Annotated in this window: 16 protein-coding genes; 10 read left to right on the forward strand and 6 right to left on the reverse strand. The window is 69.8% G+C overall.

Translation table 11 applies throughout. The annotated features are described in order from the left end of the window. Positions 1–559: 559 nt before the first annotated feature. Positions 560–1429, forward strand: coding sequence for a hypothetical protein (locus tag BMZ82_RS30130; RefSeq protein WP_256252187.1), 870 nt, complete (start codon positions 560–562; stop codon positions 1427–1429). Further along, positions 1419–3926 (forward strand): DEAD/DEAH box helicase, encoded by a 2508-nt coding sequence (locus tag BMZ82_RS30135; RefSeq protein WP_093780566.1) that lies wholly within the window; start codon positions 1419–1421, stop codon positions 3924–3926. Before BMZ82_RS30130 ends, BMZ82_RS30135 begins: the two co-directional genes overlap by 11 nt. Before the next feature lie 12 nt (positions 3927–3938). On the opposite strand, the gene BMZ82_RS40380 is transcribed toward BMZ82_RS30135, so the two are convergent. Continuing rightward, complete coding sequence (locus tag BMZ82_RS40380; protein ID WP_143098931.1) at positions 3939–4460, reverse strand: hypothetical protein; 522 nt, start codon at positions 4458–4460, stop codon at positions 3939–3941. Positions 4461–4802: 342 nt separating this feature from the next. On the opposite strand from BMZ82_RS40380, the gene BMZ82_RS30140 reads away from it, so the two are divergent. The 5 genes from BMZ82_RS30140 (at position 4803) to BMZ82_RS30160 (ending at position 8621) form a co-directional block, all read left to right on the forward strand. Continuing rightward, entirely contained in the window at positions 4803–4991 is a 189-nt protein-coding gene (locus BMZ82_RS30140) for a hypothetical protein (protein WP_093780567.1), read from the forward strand. 224 nt (positions 4992–5215) lie between these two features. Next, positions 5216–5629, forward strand: coding sequence for a hypothetical protein (locus BMZ82_RS30145; RefSeq protein WP_093780568.1), 414 nt, complete (start codon positions 5216–5218; stop codon positions 5627–5629). Between the two features lie 35 nt (positions 5630–5664). Beyond that, positions 5665–6267: a hypothetical protein gene (locus tag BMZ82_RS30150; protein WP_093780569.1), complete on the forward strand. Its 603-nt coding sequence runs from the start codon at positions 5665–5667 to the stop codon at positions 6265–6267. Between the two features lie 177 nt (positions 6268–6444). Next, positions 6445–7179: a response regulator transcription factor gene (locus tag BMZ82_RS30155; RefSeq protein WP_093780570.1), complete on the forward strand. Its 735-nt coding sequence runs from the start codon at positions 6445–6447 to the stop codon at positions 7177–7179. After that, positions 7176–8621, forward strand: coding sequence for a sensor histidine kinase (locus BMZ82_RS30160; RefSeq protein WP_093780571.1), 1446 nt, complete (start codon positions 7176–7178; stop codon positions 8619–8621). Before BMZ82_RS30155 ends, BMZ82_RS30160 begins: the two co-directional genes overlap by 4 nt. A 92-nt stretch (positions 8622–8713) precedes the next feature. Here BMZ82_RS30160 and BMZ82_RS30165 read toward each other — a convergent pair whose 3' ends face one another. After that, a complete protein-coding gene (locus BMZ82_RS30165; RefSeq protein ID WP_093780572.1) occupies positions 8714–8986 on the reverse strand; it encodes a hypothetical protein in 273 nt (90 codons plus the stop codon). 91 nt (positions 8987–9077) lie between these two features. Then, a complete protein-coding gene (locus BMZ82_RS30170; RefSeq protein WP_093780573.1) occupies positions 9078–10445 on the reverse strand; it encodes a replication-relaxation family protein in 1368 nt (455 codons plus the stop codon). An 829-nt stretch (positions 10446–11274) separates the two neighbouring features. Here BMZ82_RS30170 and BMZ82_RS30175 point away from each other — a divergent pair. After that, positions 11275–11721 carry a hypothetical protein gene (locus tag BMZ82_RS30175; protein ID WP_093780574.1) on the forward strand — a complete coding sequence of 149 codons (447 nt, stop codon included), beginning with the start codon at positions 11275–11277 and terminating at the stop codon, positions 11719–11721. Between the two features lie 373 nt (positions 11722–12094). Here the strand turns inward: BMZ82_RS30175 and mobF are convergent, their stop codons facing one another. Then, positions 12095–14059 carry a MobF family relaxase gene (mobF, locus tag BMZ82_RS40970; protein WP_177244726.1) on the reverse strand — a complete coding sequence of 655 codons (1965 nt, stop codon included), beginning with the start codon at positions 14057–14059 and terminating at the stop codon, positions 12095–12097. A 303-nt stretch (positions 14060–14362) separates the two neighbouring features. Next, positions 14363–15370 (reverse strand): hypothetical protein, encoded by a 1008-nt coding sequence (locus BMZ82_RS30195; RefSeq protein WP_093780575.1) that lies wholly within the window; start codon positions 15368–15370, stop codon positions 14363–14365. 395 nt (positions 15371–15765) lie between these two features. Here BMZ82_RS30195 and BMZ82_RS30200 point away from each other — a divergent pair, with 395 nt between their 5' ends. After that, entirely contained in the window at positions 15766–16842 is a 1077-nt protein-coding gene (locus BMZ82_RS30200; RefSeq protein WP_093780640.1) for a ParA family protein, read from the forward strand. Further along, positions 16839–17930 carry a ParB/RepB/Spo0J family partition protein gene (locus BMZ82_RS30205; RefSeq protein ID WP_093780576.1) on the forward strand — a complete coding sequence of 364 codons (1092 nt, stop codon included), beginning with the start codon at positions 16839–16841 and terminating at the stop codon, positions 17928–17930. Before BMZ82_RS30200 ends, BMZ82_RS30205 begins: the two co-directional genes overlap by 4 nt. A gap of 73 nt (positions 17931–18003) precedes the next feature. Here the strand turns inward: BMZ82_RS30205 and BMZ82_RS30210 are convergent, their stop codons facing one another. After that, the gene (locus tag BMZ82_RS30210) at positions 18004–18474 is read right to left on the reverse strand and encodes a hypothetical protein (RefSeq protein WP_093780577.1); all 471 of its coding nucleotides are present in this window, start codon (positions 18472–18474) and stop codon (positions 18004–18006) included. Positions 18475–18476 lie beyond the last annotated feature (2 nt).

Below are 18476 nucleotides of genomic sequence, written 5' to 3' on the forward strand. Positions count from 1 at the left end.
CCCGCGGAGCGGGTCCCTCCGGGCTTCGCCCGGAGCAAGCGAACGGTTGCGCTGCGCGCAACCGTTGCGCTCCCGCTCCGCGTGAGCGCCAGCCGTGCCACTGCGTGGCACGGCATCAACTCACGTGCTGCGCACGCGAGTTGGGCGCGCTGCGCTCCGCGCCACGCGCCAGCGGCCGCGCTGCGGCCACCCTCGCTCCCGCCCGGATCGGGGCCTCCGCTGCGCTCCAGCCCCAACACCCCGGGCGTCACGGGGAACTGTGAGGAAAAGCAGCAGCAGCGAGAGGGGGTGAAGGGCGGGAACACGGGTGCCGGGCCGAATCGGAGGAGAGTGAGGGGAAGTGACGGAAGGTCAGTGAGCAGGGCATTCGTGTGGGTTGAGCCTCGCCGCCGTGACGGCCCTCCGGGGTTGGCATAGGGCAACACTAGCAGGATCAAGCCACGTTCGAGGTACTTTCAGCGTTCCCGATGCTTCAGTTTGAAGCACGAGATAGACTCTGGACTCACACGGCAGCACCGAGGGCGCTGCACCGGCCCGGCCGGAAAGCGAGGAAGAAGCGATGGATTCGAATTCGCTGAGCTTCAAAACGCGCTTTAAAGCGCGTGAGGAAATCCACCGTGAAGTTATCGGAATGACGGCGCAGCAAATCCACGAGCGGTTGGTGGCTGCGGGTGGGCTGGAGAGTCGCGGGGATCTGCCGAGGTCGTTCAGCACGGAGGATCGGCTGGCGGCGGTCCGGCGGAACGAGTTGCGGCGTATCTGGAACCTGATGACCAGCACTGGGTGGGGGACCTACTCCCCCGAGAGCGATGCGGAGGTGCACCGCTGGCGCCAGGAGCTGGAAAGGCGTCAGGCGGGCGAGAGCGGTGCGGAGGGGCCTGGCTCGGAGCTGATCCGCTACCGGGTCGTAGCGCAGCGGACTGATCCGGAGCACCCGGGGGCAGTCACGCTGACGCACTACGCGTATGCGGAGTCGGTGGAGGAGGCCGTGGCGAAGGTGCGTCAGGCGCATGAGAAGCCGGGCGGTGTGTACGGGGACCAGGGTCTGTACCGCGTGGTGGAGGTGGATGAGGAGAGCTGGGACAGCAAGGTGCGGCAGCAGGAGGAAGCCCGCCGGCGGTACCTGACCACCATCCTGGAGAACGCCACCACCACCGTGCGCGGCCGCGAGCTGGAGGACCCGGATGCGGACCTGGTCAGTCGCCTGGACGACTTCTTCACCCGTGCCGTGGTCTTCCCTGATCCGCATACTCCCGGCGTCCATCCCCGGCCCCACCAGGCCACGTTCGGCTGGACCAGCGAACAGCCCTACATCGAGCACGCCAGCGACCCCGGCCGCGCCCTGGCCGTTTTCCTCCTGGCCTACCTGGACCACCACGGCCTGAGCCTGATCCTGAGCAGTAAAAGGACGGCGGACGATGACCGATAATCAGCGCGAGGCGGCACAGCGAGAAGCTATTGACGCTGTTCTGCGTGCTCTGGAATTGCCTGCAAGATCTCTTGTGCCGGAGCGTGGGCTGCGGACTCAGGTGATCATGGCGACCGGGTCGGGTAAGACGCGGGTCGCGGCGCGCAGCTCCGAGGAGCTCCACGCGGGCCGTGTGCTGGTGCTCGTGCCGTCGCTGGATCTGCTCGTCCAGACCGAGGCCGCATGGCGGGAGGCCGGCCGCCGGGGCCCGATGATCGGTGTCTCGTCCCTGCGGGGTGAGGAGGCGTCCTTCCCCAACACCACGGACGTGGTCGAGCTGGTCGACTGGGTACGCCCGTTGGACAAGGTCACGGTGTTCGCCACGTACGCCTCGCTCGGGCTGGGCACGCTGGAGCGCGCCCACGCGGCTGGCCTTCCGGGCTGGGACCTGATCGTGGTGGACGAGGCGCACCGGACGTCGGGGCGGCTGGGCAAGCCGTGGGCGGTCGTCCACGACAACCAGAAGATCCCATCCCTGCGCAGGCTGTACATGACGGCCACGCCCCGGGTGTGGCAGCTGGACGAGGACTCCGAGGAGGCCCCGGGCGAGCTGGTCGCGTCGATGGAGGACGACCCGGACGGGCCGTTCGGTGCCCGCTGCTACACGCTGACGCTGTCGGAGGCGATCGACCGGGGGATCTGTGCGCCGTACCAGGTGGTGTGCGTGGACATCACCGACACCCAGCTCCAGGCCGCGCAGCTCCTGGGCGCTGAAGGGCGTTCGGACGAGGTCCGCGGGGCCCGGCTCGCCGCGCTGCAGACGGCGCTGCTGAAGGCGTCCTCGGAGGAGAACTTCAAGCGCACACTGGTCTTCCACCACGTCGTCAAGGAAGCCGAGGCGTTCGCGGCCGGCCTCCCGCACGTCGCCGCGCAGCTGCATGCCGCCGACCCCGAGCTGTACCCGAAGGTGATCTGGGCGGACTGGCTGTGCGGTGAGCACAAGCCGCTCCACCGTCGGCGTCGGCTGGGTGAGTTCGCCGCCGGTGTCGCCGCGGACGGCACGGTGGTGGAGAAGTGCTTCCTGTGTTCGGTGAAGGTGCTGGGCGAGGGCGTCGACACCAAGCACTGCGACTCCGTCTACTGGGCTGACGTGCGCGGCTCCATGCCCGACCTCGTCCAGGCCGTGGGCCGTGCGCTGCGGATGCAGCCCGGCGAGGGCAAGGTGGCCAGCCTGGTCGTCCCGGTCCTGCTCGGGCCGGGCGAGACGGCCGACAACATGCTGACCTCCCGGGCGTTCGGCGGGCTGGCGAAGCTGCTGGAGGCGCTCAGGGCGCACGACGCCCGGGTGGTGGAGCAGTTGGCGCAGCAGCAGGCCCCGAGCGCCTACAAGCCCGTCCAGAAGGCCGCGCAGGGCCAGGAGAGCCGGGGCGAGGGAAAGCGGTCCGGGGGTCCGTCGGCGCCCGCGCGGCGGCTGCTGAAGTTCAGCACGCCGCGTGACCCGGCTCAGTTGGCCGCGTTCATCAACCTGCGGGTCCTCAACCCGGAGCACGAGCACTGGAGGCGGGGCGTGGAGGCCTCCGTCATCTACGCCCGCGAGCACGGCGACCTCAAGGTCCCGTTCACCTTCCGCGTGCCCACCGTCGACGACCAGGACGCGGAAGCCGAGGGGTGGCCGGCCTCACTCGCGAACTTCCCCCTCGGCCAGTGGATCGCCGACAACCGGCGCTTCTACGCCCGCGGGGACATGGACACCGACCGCATCGAGCAGCTGGAGAAGCTGGGCATGGTGTGGTCGCACTACGACGTCGCGTGGGAGGAGGGCCTCGCGGCGGCGCGCGGGTGGGCTGAGGAAAACGGGCACCTGCTGGCGCCGCTGGACGCCACCTTCCGGGGGGCGAAGGTTGGGATCTTTCTGAAGAACGCGCGGGCCGCCGCGCGGCGGGCTGCCGAGATCGAGCAGCGGCGTGCCGAGGGGCTCCCGGTCGGGTCGTCGGCCGGCGCGCTGTCGGACGACCGGCGCGAGCAGCTGGAGGAGATCGACCCGTCGTGGTGCCCCACGTGGCCGGTGGAGTGGCAGAGGGCGTTCCACCTCACCCGGCTTCACCTCGAGCAGGGCGGCGAACTGCCCACCGAGCCGGGCACGGTGCTCGTGCAGTCCGAGGATCTCGGGCGGTGGGTGCGCGCCCAGCGTCTGGGCTGGGACAAGCTCACCACCGTGCAGCAGTGGATGTGTGAGCAGGTCCTCGGGATCACCCCCGCGGCTGAGGAAGAGAAGCCCCAGCCGCGCCGCACGCAGGCCGACAAGTGGGCCGCCAACCTGGCAGCCGCCAAGCAGTTCTACGAGCGCGAGGGCCACCTGAACGTCCCCCGCAAGCACGTGGAGACCGTGCTCGCAGACGAGGGATGGGAACTGCAGTTCCGACTGGGGGCATGGGTCAGCAACCAGCGCTCGCGCGCGGCGACGCTGTCGGAGGACCGGCGCGAGCAGCTGTCCGCGATCGGGATGCGGTGGGCGTAATCCGCCCAGAACTCAGAATGGGGGCTCGTCCGAGTACCCCTTGGAGGGAGCGGGTGCCTGCGGTTTGGCCCACGGGTCATCCGCAGGAGCTGCAGCGGGGTTACCGCCCCACCCGCCGCCGGAGGCCGGCCGCGGCGGCGGGACGGCGGGCGCCTCTTCTGGCTCGACGCCGTCCACGGCGTCGTTCCACAGACGGCGCAAGTACTCCCGGCACGACGATGGATCGTCCTCGTCAAAGCGATCATCAGGCTCCGACCAGCGCCGTCGGTCAGGGTCCTGATCGGCAAGCTGGCAGAGAACACGCAGCACCGCGTCGACCTTCGCCCACGTGCTCACCGTCTGCCCGGTGAGAAGGCGGCGGATGGTCTCCCGGCTCACCGGCACCGGACTTGCCAGGCGGCCCGTTGCCGCAGCGATATTGGCGAGCGAGGGGCGCCCCGCTTCCCGGAAGTGGACATGGAGTTCGGCGACGAACGTGCGTGTGGGCCCGGGTGGCAAGACGTCTTTGCCAGGCATCCGCAGCATCTGAGGCATCCACCAACTCTCGCACGCCTTAACCCGGTTCGACACATGAAGACACAGCATGGCTCGGCATGACGCCACAGGTGAGCTCAGTCAGGCACGTGCTGCCCCATGAAGACCCGCATGAACCGGCTTTGGCCGTAGTCGCCCCGGACGAACTTCTTTGAGCAATTCACTGTTTCTGCTGGTCAGAGCGGTTTTCCGGGTGCTTTCTTTGTTGTCGTTCACCCCACGAGACGCCAACCGTCTCAAGGGGTGAATGGCGGTGCGGCCGTCTCCGGAAACGGCGACGGCCCCCTGGTGGGCAGGGAGCCGTCTGCAGATGACCGAACATCCCCAGCGAAGGAGAAGCTCATGTCCAAGGGCGAGAGTACGGGCAACAGCGCGGTGCCGGAACCCCACGGCACGTCCTCGATGGCCCGGTGGGCGAGGCGGGTACGGCGGGTCCGCAACGAGGCCGGCCTCTATCTGCTCCGGGGCGCGGCGACCGCCGTCGGCGGTGCCATCGTGGCGTACGGCGGCGTCTGGATGCACGCTCGCTAAGGCCTCCGGTGTGAGCGGGGGCCACCCGTGTGGGTGATGACAGCCCGGCGTTTCGGCGAGACGCAGCATCCTGTGGCGAAAGATTGGCGCTCTGCTGGTCTGTCTCTCTCAGTTTGCTGGCCTGCTTCTCAACAGCCGGTTTCTAGGGTCGTTGTCGTCCCCCGGAGATCCGGTCCCACGGTCTCCGAACTCGCAAGTGATTCCCAGTGTTTGGAGACACCCTGATGCGTGCTCTGCCCCGTCGTGCCCTGCTCGCCGCTCCGGTCGCCGTGATGGCGTTCGCCCTGGTCGCCTGCGGCGGATCCGACTCCGGCTCCGACGGCTCCAAGGGCGCGGACACCCAGCAGCAGGCCCAGAGCGCCGGTGGCGCCGAGGCGGCGGGCGAAGCCGCAGGCGACACCGACGACAAGAAGGAGCCGCCGCTGACCGGGGACATCAAGCAGAAGGCCGAGGCCGCCGCGCTCGCCGCGTACCCGGGCACGGTCGTCAAGTCCGAAGAGGACGCGGAGAAGCCCGGCATGTACGCGGTCGAGGTGAAGCAGTCGGACGGCACCTCGATCGAGGTCTACCTCGACAAGTCCTACAAGGTCACCGACACCAAGAAGGAAGGCACCGAGGAGGCCGAGGACGCCAGCTGACGGCCGGGGCCTGACCCGCGGAAGGGAGAAATCTGATGCCGCCCGAGCCTGAGCAGACCTCTTCGTCGCCCGCGGATGCCGAGGAGACGGCGATCTTGGCTGCGGTCTCCGGCGCCCCCGCGCCGGGCGGCTACGGCGACCGCTTCGCGGAGGACGCCTTCGACTACCCCTCGTCGGCCGCGCGCTCCGAGTCTGCGGACCCGGCCCTGACAGGGGCCGGTGAACCGGTGGCTGAGCCGCAGGCGTCTGCCGGGCAACAAGGGCCCAGGGGAAGGGCAGTGCGGAGTGCGGACGGCTGGCGAGAAGCGGCCGTCCGGCACCGGTCAGTCCTGACGGGCGTCGCCGCGCTCGTGGTCCTGGGCGGTTTCGGGCTCGCTCTGTCCACGGTCAGTGACACGGTCACCTCCCCACCCTCCCCGGGCGGCACCGCCCAGGTCTCCGTGCCGAAGTCGCCGACCACGCAGCCGGTTTCTCCGGCTCCGCCGGCCACCACCGAGCCGCCTGGTGACGCCGTGAGCCCGGCCACTACACCCACACAGACGAGCTTGTCTCCGGGTACCGGCGAGGACCGGGATCGCGGTGAGGAACACGGGCGGGAGGACCAGGAACGCGAGGACGGCGACGATTCCGACGGCTGACTCCCCCGGTCGGCGTTGTCTGCCGTCCCGCCACCGCCGTCCGGCCGACGCCGTCCTCTAGCCCCGTCGGCCGGGCGGCACCTGCTTGTCCACCGTCGTCCCGTACGTCTTACTGGTCTCAGGCGGCTTCCCGTGAACGTTTCAACTCCCCTGGCACAGCTGTGCGAGCCTTGCGCCATGCGGCTGCTGCTCATCGAAGACGACGACCGAATCGCCGGCCCCCTGACCGAGGGCCTGGGACGCTACGGGTTCACCGTGGACCACGTGCGCACCGGCGCCGCCGGGCTGGCCGACACCACGGCCGCACCGGACCTGGTCCTGCTGGATCTCGGACTGCCCGACATGGACGGCCTGGACGTCTGCCGCAGCCTGCGTGCCCGCTCCGCCGTCCCCATCATCATGATCACCGCGCGGGGAGAGGAAGCCGACCGCATCGTCGGCCTCGAACTCGGCGCCGACGACTACCTCGCCAAGCCCTTCGGCGTGCGGGAGTTGATCGCCCGCATCCGCGCGGTCACCCGCCGCTCGGGAGCGCCGGCCTACACACCGATCGAGCCCGCGGAAACCCATCAAGCGCATCAACCTGCTTCCGGCGCCCAGACGCTGGGCCCGCTGACCCTCAACCGCCGCACCCGTGAGGTCCACCTCGACGGCCAGCCAGTCGCCTTGACCCCGAGGGAGTTCGACCTGCTCGCCTTCCTCGCGGATGATCCCGGGACGGTGTGCTCGCGCCAGCAGATCATGGACACCGTGTGGGACCCGCACTTCTTCGGTCCCACCAAAACCCTGGACGCCCATGTGGCCGCCCTGCGCCGCAAGCTCGGTGACCCCGGCTGGATCACCACCGCCCGCGGCGTCGGCTTCCGCCTGACCGTTCCCGGCGACCACACCGCCGCAGAGGCTACCGGATGACCCGCCGCCTGCTGCTCAGCTACCTCGCCCTGGCCCTGCTGGTGCTGGCCGGCCTGGAGATCCCCCTCGGCTACATCTACGCCCGCGGCGAGACCTCCCGCGCCTCCCAGAGCGTGGAACGCGACGCGTCCATGCTCGCCGAAGTCACCGAGGAGAACATAGAGAAGGGCCAGCTCGATGCGCTGCCCGACGTGGTCGGCGACTACGCCACCCGCACCGGCGGCCACGTCGTCGTCACCGACAGACAAGGCATCGTCCTGGCCGACTCCGACCCGGCTGCCCGCACCGGCATCAGCCTCGCCGCCCAGCCGGACATCGCCCGCGCGCTGCGCAACCAGCCCACCGTCACGACTACGACCGACGGCGCCGGCCGCGACGTCCTGTCCGCGACCATGCCCGGCTCCTCCGGCACCACCATCCGAGGCACCTTGCGCCTGACCTATCCCCTGGACCAGGTCAGCACCCGGGTGCACCGCATCTGGGGAGCCCTCGCCCTGGCCGGAGCCTGCATCCTCGCCGCGGTCGCCCTGGTCGCGTTCAGTCTGGCCCGCTGGATCACCCGGCCCCTGCGGACCCTGGAGGCCGCGACCGCCCAGCTCGCAGAGGGACAGCTCACCCACCCGCCCGACGCCACCGCCGGACCGCCCGAACTACGACGTCTGGCCACGTCGTTCACCCGCACCGCCACCCGGCTCCAGCACCTGCTCAAGGCTCAGCAGGCGTTCGCCTCGGAAGCCTCCCACCAGCTGAAAACCCCGCTGACGGGGCTGCGGCTGCGGCTGGAGAACTTCGAGCCCTACCTCGACCCGCGTGCGCACGGCAGCTTGGAGGAAGCCGTCGGCGAGGTCGAACGCCTCGGCCGCATGGTCCAGGGCCTGCTCGCTCTGGCCCGCCTGGAGAACACCGCCACCACCCCCGAGCCGGTCGACCTGGACACGGTGACCGCCGAACGGGTGGCGATGTGGGAGCCGTTGGCTGCCGAGCAGTACGTCGCCCTCGACATCACCGGTCCGCCCGTCGGCCAGGTGTGGGCCATCCCCGGCGCCCTGGAACAGATCATCGACAACCTCCTTGCCAACGCCCTGCGCGTCTCCCCGCCCAGCACCACCATCACCCTCCACCGCGCCCCCGGCACCGAACTCCATATCGTCGATCAAGGTCCCGGCATGAGCGCGGCCGACCGCGAGCGGGCCTTCGACCGGTTCTGGCGTTCCTCCGACTCCCACCACGACGGCACTGGCCTCGGCCTGCCCATCGTCCGCCACCTCGTCGACGCCTCCGGCGGCACCATCACTCTCCACCCCGCCCCCAACACCGGCCTCGACGCCCGCATCCAGCTGCAACCCGTCACCGCGCGCCCGCGTGGGCCGCGCTCAGGCGGGGACGACTCCGGCTCCCGCCGTACCCTCCACCACCGAACGCCAGCCGCCCGGCGCGGCTGAGCTCATGCGAGGCGCGGTGTACGGCACTACGCCCGGGCGCCCAGGGAGAGTTCCGCGGCTGCGGTGTCTTCACCCGACCGAGTGGCGGGCCGTCAGGGGCTGTCGCCGGACCAGTCCCAGCGGGCCGGATCGCCGGGGCGCGGGTCGTACAGCGCCCGGCCCCCAGGGCCGAACTGCCCGAGCTCCGTGAGGAGGGAGACACCATCGTCGATCTCCTCCGGCCTCCAGCCGGTGATGTCGAGCAGCAGTCCGTCCAGCGGTCCGCCTACCAGTTCGGCGTAGCTGCGTCCCGGCTTCGGGCCCGGGTGGTCGTGGTCGGCTCCGTAGATCCGGCCGCGCAGCAGCTGCTCATCGTCGCTGTCCATGCCTTTCAGCCTCGCAGCCGCCACCGACAACGAGGGCTTGCCCAGACCGCCCTGGGCAAGCCCCCGCGCTGCCAGAAGTGGCTTGCCCGAGTCAGCCGCGCCAGCGTCCGAGCCAGCCGCCGGCCTTCGAGTCCTGCGCCGCTTCCGCCTCCCGGTACTCCTGCTCCTGGCGCTCACGTTCGGCCTGTTCCGCCTGCCGCTCCGCCTCGAGCACGCGCGCCTTGCAGTCGTCGCACAGGTGCGGGTGACTGTCCCCGCGGCCCCAGTCGACCGCAATGCTGGCCTTCCACCGGTCGTCGGTGAACTTCTGTCCGCAGTCCCCGCACACCGGACGCTGAGCCTCGCGTTCGGCGGCTTCCTGCGCAAGACGGCGCCGCCCCTCTTCGGCACGGCGGGCGAGGCCAGCGTCCCGGCGAGGGTTGCCGATCGCGTCCCAGAGGTTCTGGTCGACGTCGCGGCCGAAGCGCCGGAACGCGGGACCGGCCGGGCCGTGCTCGCGCAGCAGATCCAGGGTGGTCGCCACGATCGGCATCTTCCCGTTGTAGATGCGGAAGCCGCCTTCGGCCCACTGGCCTTGCCAGTGCTCGCGTGTGAGTTCGGCGACCCGCTCCATCTGCGTCCGCGCGGTCCGCTTGCCGACCTGGTGGAAGACGAGCAGGACCGGCGGGTGCGTCGCGTCGCCCCACTGGGGAGCGGGGGCGGACCAGCGGGTGCGCCACATCGGCTTGTCCTTGCCGTCAGTGTCCTTCACCTTCCGGTGGAAGTGGCGCATGTACTTGTCGAACTTGGCCGCGATGACCGGGGCTTCCTCGGTGCAGTTGTCCGCCTCGATGAACAACAGCGGCAACCCGATCTCCGGGGCGGTGAGGACGATGTCGGCCCACGCACAGCCCACGCCGGGGTTCTTCCAGGTGCCGGTCGCCGGGAGGGCGACCTCGGTGGCGTAGGAGGTGATGGTGCCGATCCCGTCGGGTGCGTCGACCCAGGCCTGGGCGGCCGCGATGGCTTCGGCCGGCTCACCGGCCACCAGGTGAAGGTCGGGCTTCGGTCGGATCATCGCGATGACCGTCTCGTTGACTGTCATCGCGTGCGAGGCACCGGAGCGTCCCGCGCTCTTGGGCATGCCGCCCATCTCATCCGGCCCCCGGTCCAACTCGAGGCCGGCGGCTGCCAGCCCGTCCTTGGTGAGCAGGCGCACCTCCTCCCCGCCTCGGGTGCGGCCGCCGTCGACGGCCAGGCCGTGCCTGCGCAGATCGTTGAGCGCGCCGCGATGGGAGGCGGTGCGCGCCTCCTTCCGCTTGGCCGCCGTTTCCTTGGCGGTGTGCCGGTACGTCAGGTGCGGTGAGGACAGCCGCTGGATCTGGTCCGCCGTCGCGGCCTTGAGCACCCCGAGCACGCGCAGCGCATCGGCACGGTGCCCGGTCGACGATCCCGCCTCGTTCGCCTTGCGCTTCGCCATCAGCCCCGCCCTCCCGTCGTCCGCGTCCGGCCACCGGCCGGGCGCCGGCCCCCGGCCGCAGAGGGCACCAGGCGCGCCCTGAACCCGATGATCGCCTCCACCACTGACACCCCACCCCCACCTATTTCCCAGGGCCTGGTCAGTGAGAGGAGGAGAGAAGAGGGTTGTGACGCCGCGCCACAGCCCCGGAAAGGCGTGGTGGCCAGGGGAAATGCGGTCAGTGCTCGCGCCGGACACGGAAGTGGGTACGGCAGTGGGATCGCAAGCGCCGGCGGCAGGAGACCGCGGCGGCTTGCCCAGCCGACCAGCCCTCCCGGAGCGGGGCGCGCGGCTCGCCGGTCTGCGGCGCTGCCAGGGTACGGCGGGCGCCTGTGTTCGGTCATCATCCCGGGTCTCTCCCTTGCGTCGTGGTGTCCTCCACCAGCCGCGTGACGGCCGGTGGCGCACCCGCGCGAGGGAAGCCGCCCCGATGGCTCGGTGGCCGCTGCATGCCCCTCCTGCGGGCGCGTGGCGGCCATCGTGAACACCCACCCCTTGTCCGCGACCTGACGGCTTCCGGTAGCGAAGTCTGTCAAGGAGAAACGCACGCTCCTGGCGGCCCGACCACGATCGGACAAGGGGTCCGTGGTCGGCCCGACCACGACTCGACAAGGGGTCGTGGTCGGGCCGACCAGACTCGACAAGGGGGCCCGCTTCAACCCATGCAGTACCAGTTCGCCCCGCTTTGGAGACGGGGAGAAATCTCCGGACTTTATCCACAGGGGCGCGGCCTGAGCATCAGGTCAGTCGCCGTGATCGGCACGGCGGCCAGCCTGTTGAGGAGATCCGAATGCCGTACGCGCAGCCCCGCACGCCGCTGACCCCCGAAGAGGTGGAGCTCGCCTTCGACTACCTCCTGGCGATACAGGCCGGCAGCGAGCACGCCCTTGGCACTGTCATCGAACGGACGAAAGCCGCTCCGGCACCGACCGTCCTCCTGCTGGCGCTGGCTGAGGACGTCATCCTGCCCGTCACGGACCTGGCGGCCGATGCCGATCCGTGCGCGGACTCCTTCGCCCTGGAGGAGGTCGGGTGCGTCCTGCTGGCCACGCTGCAGGAGTGGACGCGTGAGTGCGTCCCCAGCGCAATCTGGGGCATCGCCAACACCATCATCCGGTTCACCGAGAACGTCCTCCGGCAGGAAGGCGAGGACACCGTCGACGCCCTGAAGACGATGCGCACCGAGCACCTGGAGCGGGCCCGCGCTGCGCACTGCGCAGACGGCGAGCGCCGGTAACCGCACCTGCGCACCGGCCGGTGCGCACCGTCTGCGCATTCGGTGCGGTGGTGCGCATCCACCCGGTGCGCATCCACTCGGTGCGCATCCACTCGGTGGGGCGGTGCGCACCGGTGCGGGCGGCGGCGCGGGAGTGGTGCGCATCGGGTGGGGTCGGTGCGGTGGAGCCGGTTTGCGGGTGGCGCGTTTCTCCTTGACCTCAGTCGTGGTCAAGGAGAAATGCGGCGGGTGCGCACTGGGTGGATGGACGGCATCGTCCCCGCACGATGTCGTCCACTGTCCGGCCGGTGGGCTCCACTCGGTGGAGTGGAGCCGGGCATCGTTACGGCGGTCGGTGCGCACCACCGCACCGGGTGCGCACCATCGGGTCCACTCAGTGGCCGGCCTCGCGGCCGCGGTGCGGTCCGGGCTCCTGCGGGCGGTGCGCCTGTTGGTCGTCCTGGCGCACCGGGCGCACTACGTCGGCGTCGTGCTGGTCGGTGTGGCGGTCCGCGCGGACGCGGGAGTCGTCGGCCGCCTTGGTGAACGCGTCCTGGAGGTGGCGCAGCCGGTCGGCTGTGAGATCGAGGGCTTCCACGTCCGTGCGGGATTCCCGCAGGGCCCGCAGCGCCGTCATGTCGATCGCCTCCCGGTGTCCGGCCTTCGGCTCCTGGTCGTCGTGCTCGGCTTCGGCGGCCGGGGGCGCGAGCAGCTGCTCGGGCATCGCCGCCTGCTGGTGGGCGACGACGTCGTACGCCCGGCCCCGTACGGCGGTGGTGGTGCGCAGCTTCTCCCGCACCACCGCACCGGCGAGGACGGCACGCTCGTACTGAAGCGGGATGCGGGGGATCTCCCACTCCCCCGCGTCCTGGCCCGGAGGCCGGGACGCAGCCGGCTCGCCGGGATCGGCCGGGGGTTGCCGGTCCGGGTCGGGCGCGGGAGTGGGTGGGCGGGGCCGGGCGGGGAGGTCGGCCAGGTCCCACCGGGCGGTGTAGAGGCGGTAGTCCGACAGCAGGCCGATCGTGGTCTTCGGCTCGCTGATGTCCAGGCAGTGCGTGGAGATGGCGGCGGCCACGATTCTGTCGTCCAGGCCGGGGTCGCGGCGGCGGCCGCGCAGGACGAGGGCGAGGTGGCGGCGGGCTTCGGCGAGCAGGTGCCGGCGGTGGAAGCGGCCGCCGTCGTTCATCACGAACACCGTCGCTGTGACGTCGACGGCCGCCAGGGCGACGTCGACCACGGCGGCGACCCGGGCCCGGATCGCCGCAGCCGCGGCAAGGGCGTACTCGAGGAGGGAGTTGATGACGCCGACGGCCACCCCGGAGGTGAGGATCGCGCTCGCCTTCCACCACGCGCGCAGCTGCGCGAGCGGCCGGGCCGACTGCTTCGGCGGGCGAGTCTTGCGGGCGGCCATGGCGTTCAGCTTGGCGCGGGCCCGCTCGGAGACCACGGGCAGGAACTTCAGCTCGCCGTCGTCGTCGACGGCGGTGACGTACTCGTGCTCCAGCTCGGAGAGGCAGGCGGCGATCTGGTCGCTGCGCCGGGAAGTCCAGCGGATCAGCTCGTGCGGCACCCCGGCAATCTCCATCACCGGCCGGCGCCCCGGCGTGACGGTGCGTGGCTCGGTCGCCAGCCCCAGCGCCTCGCAGACCTCAGCGGCCACGAGCTCGTTGTAGAGCGCAGAGGCGGCCACGGTGTTCTCGTGCAGGGCCAGGGTGTGGATCGAGCCCCACTTCCCGTCCAGGCGCTGCCCCTTCACGGACAGCAGCAGATGATCATGGAGCAAGGGCATCCCCGACCGTGCCTCGTAGTGGCGGAAGCGGGCCGCGACCAGCCCGCCCGGCGGCCGGACCCGGTAGATGCCGTCCTTGCCGTACCGGATCACCGCCACCTCGTCCTCGATCCACTCCAGCACCCGCTCGATCGCGCGCTCGTGCGCGACCTCGATCACCCGCCGGGTCTCCTCATCCCCCAGCGCCCACAACAGGTAGATCGTCGGCTGCGGCCGGAAGACGAAGTCGACGCCCGTGACCATCACGCGGCGTCCGAGGGCGCCGGCCTTGAACGCCTTCTTCGGGGAGTCCCCCTTGGCGAGCCGGTCGGCCTCGATCCGGTCCGCGTACGGGTGCCGTCCCCGCTCGCCGAACAGGTTCCGCAGCTGCGCCTCGGTGACCTCCTCACCCGGCGCCAGTCCGAGCACGGCCAGGCCCCGGCCCATCCATCGCCCCGCCGGGACGCCGGCTTGCTCCTGGGCGGCGCACAGCGGCGTGCGCGCTGGGCGGCGGCCGTCGCCGACAACGGTCTGGCGCAGGTAGTAGCGGTACATCTGACCGGCCCGGATGACCCTGATATCAACTGTCATACAGACCACGCCACACGGCTCTGACCTGCGAGAAAAGGCCGATCAGCGGTACGTCCCGCCAGGCGGGAGCAGTGGCCGAACTTTCTTCTCAGGCGCCCGTCAGGCGGGAAACGGCCCTGGACCGGAAGCGAATGTCATCGCTCTCAGGTTCGTGCCCACAAGTAGCCGTCCAGGTGCCTCAAGAGGGCCTGGTCGGCTCAAAACAGCGGCGAGCGCGAACTCGCTGCAGTAACTGATCGGCAGGTGCTCGGGGACGACCCCGACGCCCACGAACACCGGGTCGGTCGGCGGTGGAACGTGGATCTACCTACTGCCGACGGCCAGCACCGTGTCTACGCGGGCCTCAATCGCCTTCGCGATCGCCCGGTACTTGAGGGCCGCCTTGGGCGAGTTCGGATGAAGCGAGGGGTAGTCCAAGCTGGTGAACCGCAGTTCGATCAACCCGGTGCGGGCTTCGTCGTCCAGCCGGATCCAGTTCTTCATCTCGTGCGGCGGGTAGATCGCGTCGAGGTGGTGGGCCCGTGCGACGGGAAGACCGAACTCGGGGTCGGTCAGTGCGTCAACCAGCTCCTGCTTCCGGTAGGGAATGCCTCTGCGGTGGTCGATGTCCAGGCACCAGCGCACCGGTCCGAGTCCCTCGTAGCCGCGGATGCCGAGGCCCTTGTAGCCGCTGACATGGTCGGCGGGCACGATCGTGTGAAAGAGGGCGAGGCGGCGCAGCAGGCCGCTGCTGCACCAGGCGCCGGCCTGGAAGTTGCGCGCCCACTCTCCCGTGTTCCAGCGCTGTTCGTGGGCCAACTCCTCTTCAGACCAGTCGGCGGGGCCCTTCCACAGTGGCCGCCAGGCGAGTTCGGCGATGATGTCGAGCGCTTCCGCCTCTACCTGCTTCCACACGCGCGGGGGCAAGCCGGTCAGCCACGCTGACGTTGCGCGACGGGACTGGTGGATCTGAATCCCCTTCTTGGTGCGCTGCCAGATCCGTAGGCCGGGCATGCCATGGACTTCGCCGTCCGGCTCGTACGACGGGAGGATGGATCGCAGGATCTCGTGCGCGCGCTGCTCGCTCTCCACCTCGACCTCGATGCTGTCGCTGCCGGGCCGTACGCGGCGGATGCCGAAAGGGTAGATGGTGAAGTCGCGGTGGGAGTCGACGACCTCGTGGAAGAGTTCCGCCTCGAAGCAGAGCTGTTGGGCCGGTGGGGCTGGGATCGGCGGCCGGCCGGGGCGTAGCTGTGAGCGGGCCTGGTCGTACGTCTCGTTCGTGTACAGGCGGCGGCGGTCGGCGAGTCGGCTGATCCGGTCACGACGCATCAGGAGGTCCTGTTCCCCGTACCGTTCGGCCCGCCGGTACGGCGATCGAGCCGTTCCCGAGTGTCTGCTGCGTGTGATCCGTGGCGTGAAGCTGGACTCCTTCGCTCCTCGCAGCGGGACGTTCAGTGGGCCGAGACGTCCGGAGGAGCACGGCCCGACCACGGCCGCAGTCCAAATTGTAAGGACATCGCCCGAGTAGTGGTTCGACCGGCTGTGTCTTGGCGTGTCGAGCGCGTCATCGGGGCAGTTGACCTCGCCCAATGCGGTGATCGCAGCGCTTGGGACTGCTGCAAGCCAGTCCGGACCTAGTAATGTTCGGCGGCATGAGCATCCCTAGTCCCCGGGGGGAGCGAGAGAAGCTAATTACAGCCCTCACTCCCCAGTTGCGTAGGCACTTGAAGATCCGCGCCTTTGAGCACGGAATGGACATCCAGGACGCGGCGGAGCACGCCATCAAGGCCTGGTACGAGGCTGATGGTCTCCCAGAGGTGAAGACCGACGGCGCGAAAACCTGGGGAACGTTTCTCCCCGTCGGTGAGCCCGACAAGTTCAAGAGCGCCTGCTCGGAACGGGGCGTCACATATGTACAGGGGCTGGCCCAAGCGCTCACCTTGTGGCTCAGCAACCACCCGTCCCCTTCTGCCCCGCTGGTGTCCCAACCGGTCGTGCGGGTCATAGTGGCCAACCAGAAGGGCGGCGTCGGTAAGACCTTCCTCTCCTCCGGCATCGCCCAGGCCCTCGCAGAGGCCGGCCATCGCGTGCTGATTGTCGACTACGACCCGCAGGGGCACCTCACCGCAGAGCTCGGCTTTGAGGAGCTCATGTACGAGGACGATGTCGAGACCCTGATGATGCACATGGACGGATCCGCCAAGGGCGACATACACGATCTGCTGGTGGCTCTGGAGGGCGAGCGGTTCGGCGATCGTCTCCACCTGCTCCCCGCATCCGACGACGCGTTCTTGCGCGACGTCGTCTTGTCCAAGGTGAGCTTCAGCGAGGCAGCTCTGGAGCGGGCGCTGGAGCCGCTCGAGGCGGACTACGACGTCATCATCATCGATGGCCCGCCCAGTTTGGGCCTGAACATGGACACTGCGCTGTACTACGTGCGCCGTCGCGACGGGGAACTCGCTGACCGGTCCGGTGTCATCACTCCCGTCTGGGCGAACAAGGCGTCGCACCGTGCCTTCCGGCTGCTCAGCCGACAGATGGACGACCTGTGCGCCAAGGGCCGGATCCAGGTCGACTACCTCGGTCTGATCATCAACGCGTACGACAGCCGCCGCGGCAAACTCGTGAAGCAGAACAAGGACGAGTGGGAGAAGAGCAGCTCCCCGGCGGTCCTGGCCGTCATCGGTGACTTGAAGGAAGGCCGGGAGGCAGCAGACGGCGAGATCCCGCTGCTGGAGTACGCCCCCGACAGTGAACACGCGCAGGTAATGCGCGACCTGGCAAAGGAGCTTGCCGTATGACGCCCCCTCAGCAGCGGGTCACCCGTGGGTTCAGCATGGGTGAGGAGGACGGCGGGGAGAAGCCGCCGGCCCGGCGAATCCGCACTCGGCAGCAGATCATGAACGGCGAGGGCAAGCGGCCTCCCGCCACGGTGGAGCTCAAACTGCTCGCTGGTAACCCGTTCAACCCGCGCGACGAACTCACCGAGATCGAAGAGACAGCGGAGTCGCTGCGCGCCAAGGGACAGATTCAGCCTGTCACCGTGGTGCGGCGCGCGGCCTTCCTGGGCGCTTACCCCGGCCAGGAAGGTGAGCTCGGTGAGGAAGCCGAGTACGTCGTCATCGACGGCAACCGGCGCCTGGCGGCCGCCCCTGTGGCCGGGCTGTCAGAGCTGCGCATCGACGTCAATGACGATCTCGCCGCGAGCGCTGCGGACATCTTGGAGTCCGCGCTGATCGCCAACATCCACAGGGTGGATGTGCCGGCACTCGATCAGGCTCGAGCGATCCAGGAGCTGCTCGCCAAGCACGGCACGCAGGAGAAGGTTGCCAAGCGCCTGGGGAAATCTGGTGCCTGGGTCTCCCAGCGTCTCGCCCTCCTTGAGCTCCCCGAGGACCTGCAGGAGAAGGTGGAGTCGAAAGAGCTGTCAGTCAAGGACGGACGCCGCATCGGGCGTCTGCCCAAGGACCAGCAGCGACCTGAGGCGGCCAAGGCCCTTAACCGGGTTAAGACCCCTCGCAAGCCTCGCGGCAAGACCGCCGCCCCTGTTGAGAGCGGCGCGCCGGCGCCAGAGGCCATGGGCACTGTCCTGCCCCACCAGGCATCTGCCGGAGGGGAGGCACCCGCGACCGCCCTTAACCCGGTTAAGACCCCCGCCCAAGGTGCCGACTCGGGTACGGATGCGACGGCTCAAGGGAAAGCTGACCAGCCGAAGCGATTGCCTTACGACGACGCCTTCTCTGTGGTCACCCACCTGCATCTGAAGATGGAGCCGACGGTCTTCGCTGATGGCGCTCGTGTGTGGCTGAGGATTTTGCGCGAGCAGCATCCCGACGCGTACACCACGCTGCTGGAGGAACTGGCCCAGCAGGAGCAGCAGTCGGCCTGACGCAAACGGCCCGAAACGCAAAAAGCGGCCCCCGCCCCCGGATCGAGTCCGGGTGACGGGGGCCGCTTCGTGGTCAGGGAGCCTTCGTGGCGAGAGTGTCGTCGATGAGTATCTCGGGGGCGGGGTCGGCGGTGGAGCGCGCCGTGGTGGCCTTGTCGATGGCGGGGGCGAGTGCGTCGTAGACCCGGCCGGAGATGGCCTCCTGGTCGGGGAGGTCGGGTCCCATCCAGCCGGGGTGAGCGTCCTGGTCGAGCTGATCGAAGTACGTGACGAGCTGGGCGCCGGTGAGCGTGACGCGGACCATGCCGCGCTGTCCGCGCGAGCCGTCGGCGGAGGTTGTCTCGACCTTCTTCAGCCCGTCCGGGCGAGTGGCCTCCCAGACGTCCTTGTTGCAGACGATGGACAGGGAGCCGATGCCCGCAGCCTTCTTCATGCGGCTGTCGTGATGGGGCGGGGACTGCGTCGACGCGCCGCACGCGGTGAGCGTCAGGACGACGGTCAGGGCGGTGGCGGCCAGGGCGGCGGTGCGGCGGATCTGCTGCACGG

Source organism: Streptomyces sp. yr375 (genome assembly GCF_900110755.1).
GTDB lineage: Bacteria > Actinomycetota > Actinomycetes > Streptomycetales > Streptomycetaceae > Streptomyces.

Excerpts from the sequence above, each read along its gene's own strand:
- BMZ82_RS30130 (WP_256252187.1), top strand. The coding sequence starts at position 560 with ATGGATTCGAATTCGCTGAGCTTCAAAACGCGCTTTAAAGCGCGTGAG.
- BMZ82_RS30135 (WP_093780566.1), top strand. The coding sequence starts at position 1,419 with ATGACCGATAATCAGCGCGAGGCGGCACAGCGAGAAGCTATTGACGCT.
- BMZ82_RS40380 (WP_143098931.1), bottom strand. The coding sequence starts at position 4,460 with ATGCCTCAGATGCTGCGGATGCCTGGCAAAGACGTCTTGCCACCCGGG.
- BMZ82_RS30140 (WP_093780567.1), top strand. The coding sequence starts at position 4,803 with ATGTCCAAGGGCGAGAGTACGGGCAACAGCGCGGTGCCGGAACCCCAC.
- BMZ82_RS30145 (WP_093780568.1), top strand. The coding sequence starts at position 5,216 with ATGCGTGCTCTGCCCCGTCGTGCCCTGCTCGCCGCTCCGGTCGCCGTG.
- BMZ82_RS30150 (WP_093780569.1), top strand. The coding sequence starts at position 5,665 with ATGCCGCCCGAGCCTGAGCAGACCTCTTCGTCGCCCGCGGATGCCGAG.
- BMZ82_RS30155 (WP_093780570.1), top strand. The coding sequence starts at position 6,445 with ATGCGGCTGCTGCTCATCGAAGACGACGACCGAATCGCCGGCCCCCTG.
- BMZ82_RS30160 (WP_093780571.1), top strand. The coding sequence starts at position 7,176 with ATGACCCGCCGCCTGCTGCTCAGCTACCTCGCCCTGGCCCTGCTGGTG.
- BMZ82_RS30165 (WP_093780572.1), bottom strand. The coding sequence starts at position 8,986 with ATGGACAGCGACGATGAGCAGCTGCTGCGCGGCCGGATCTACGGAGCC.
- BMZ82_RS30170 (WP_093780573.1), bottom strand. The coding sequence starts at position 10,445 with ATGGCGAAGCGCAAGGCGAACGAGGCGGGATCGTCGACCGGGCACCGT.
- BMZ82_RS30175 (WP_093780574.1), top strand. The coding sequence starts at position 11,275 with ATGCCGTACGCGCAGCCCCGCACGCCGCTGACCCCCGAAGAGGTGGAG.
- mobF (WP_177244726.1), bottom strand. The coding sequence starts at position 14,059 with ATGACAGTTGATATCAGGGTCATCCGGGCCGGTCAGATGTACCGCTAC.
- BMZ82_RS30195 (WP_093780575.1), bottom strand. The coding sequence starts at position 15,370 with ATGCGTCGTGACCGGATCAGCCGACTCGCCGACCGCCGCCGCCTGTAC.
- BMZ82_RS30205 (WP_093780576.1), top strand. The coding sequence starts at position 16,839 with ATGACGCCCCCTCAGCAGCGGGTCACCCGTGGGTTCAGCATGGGTGAG.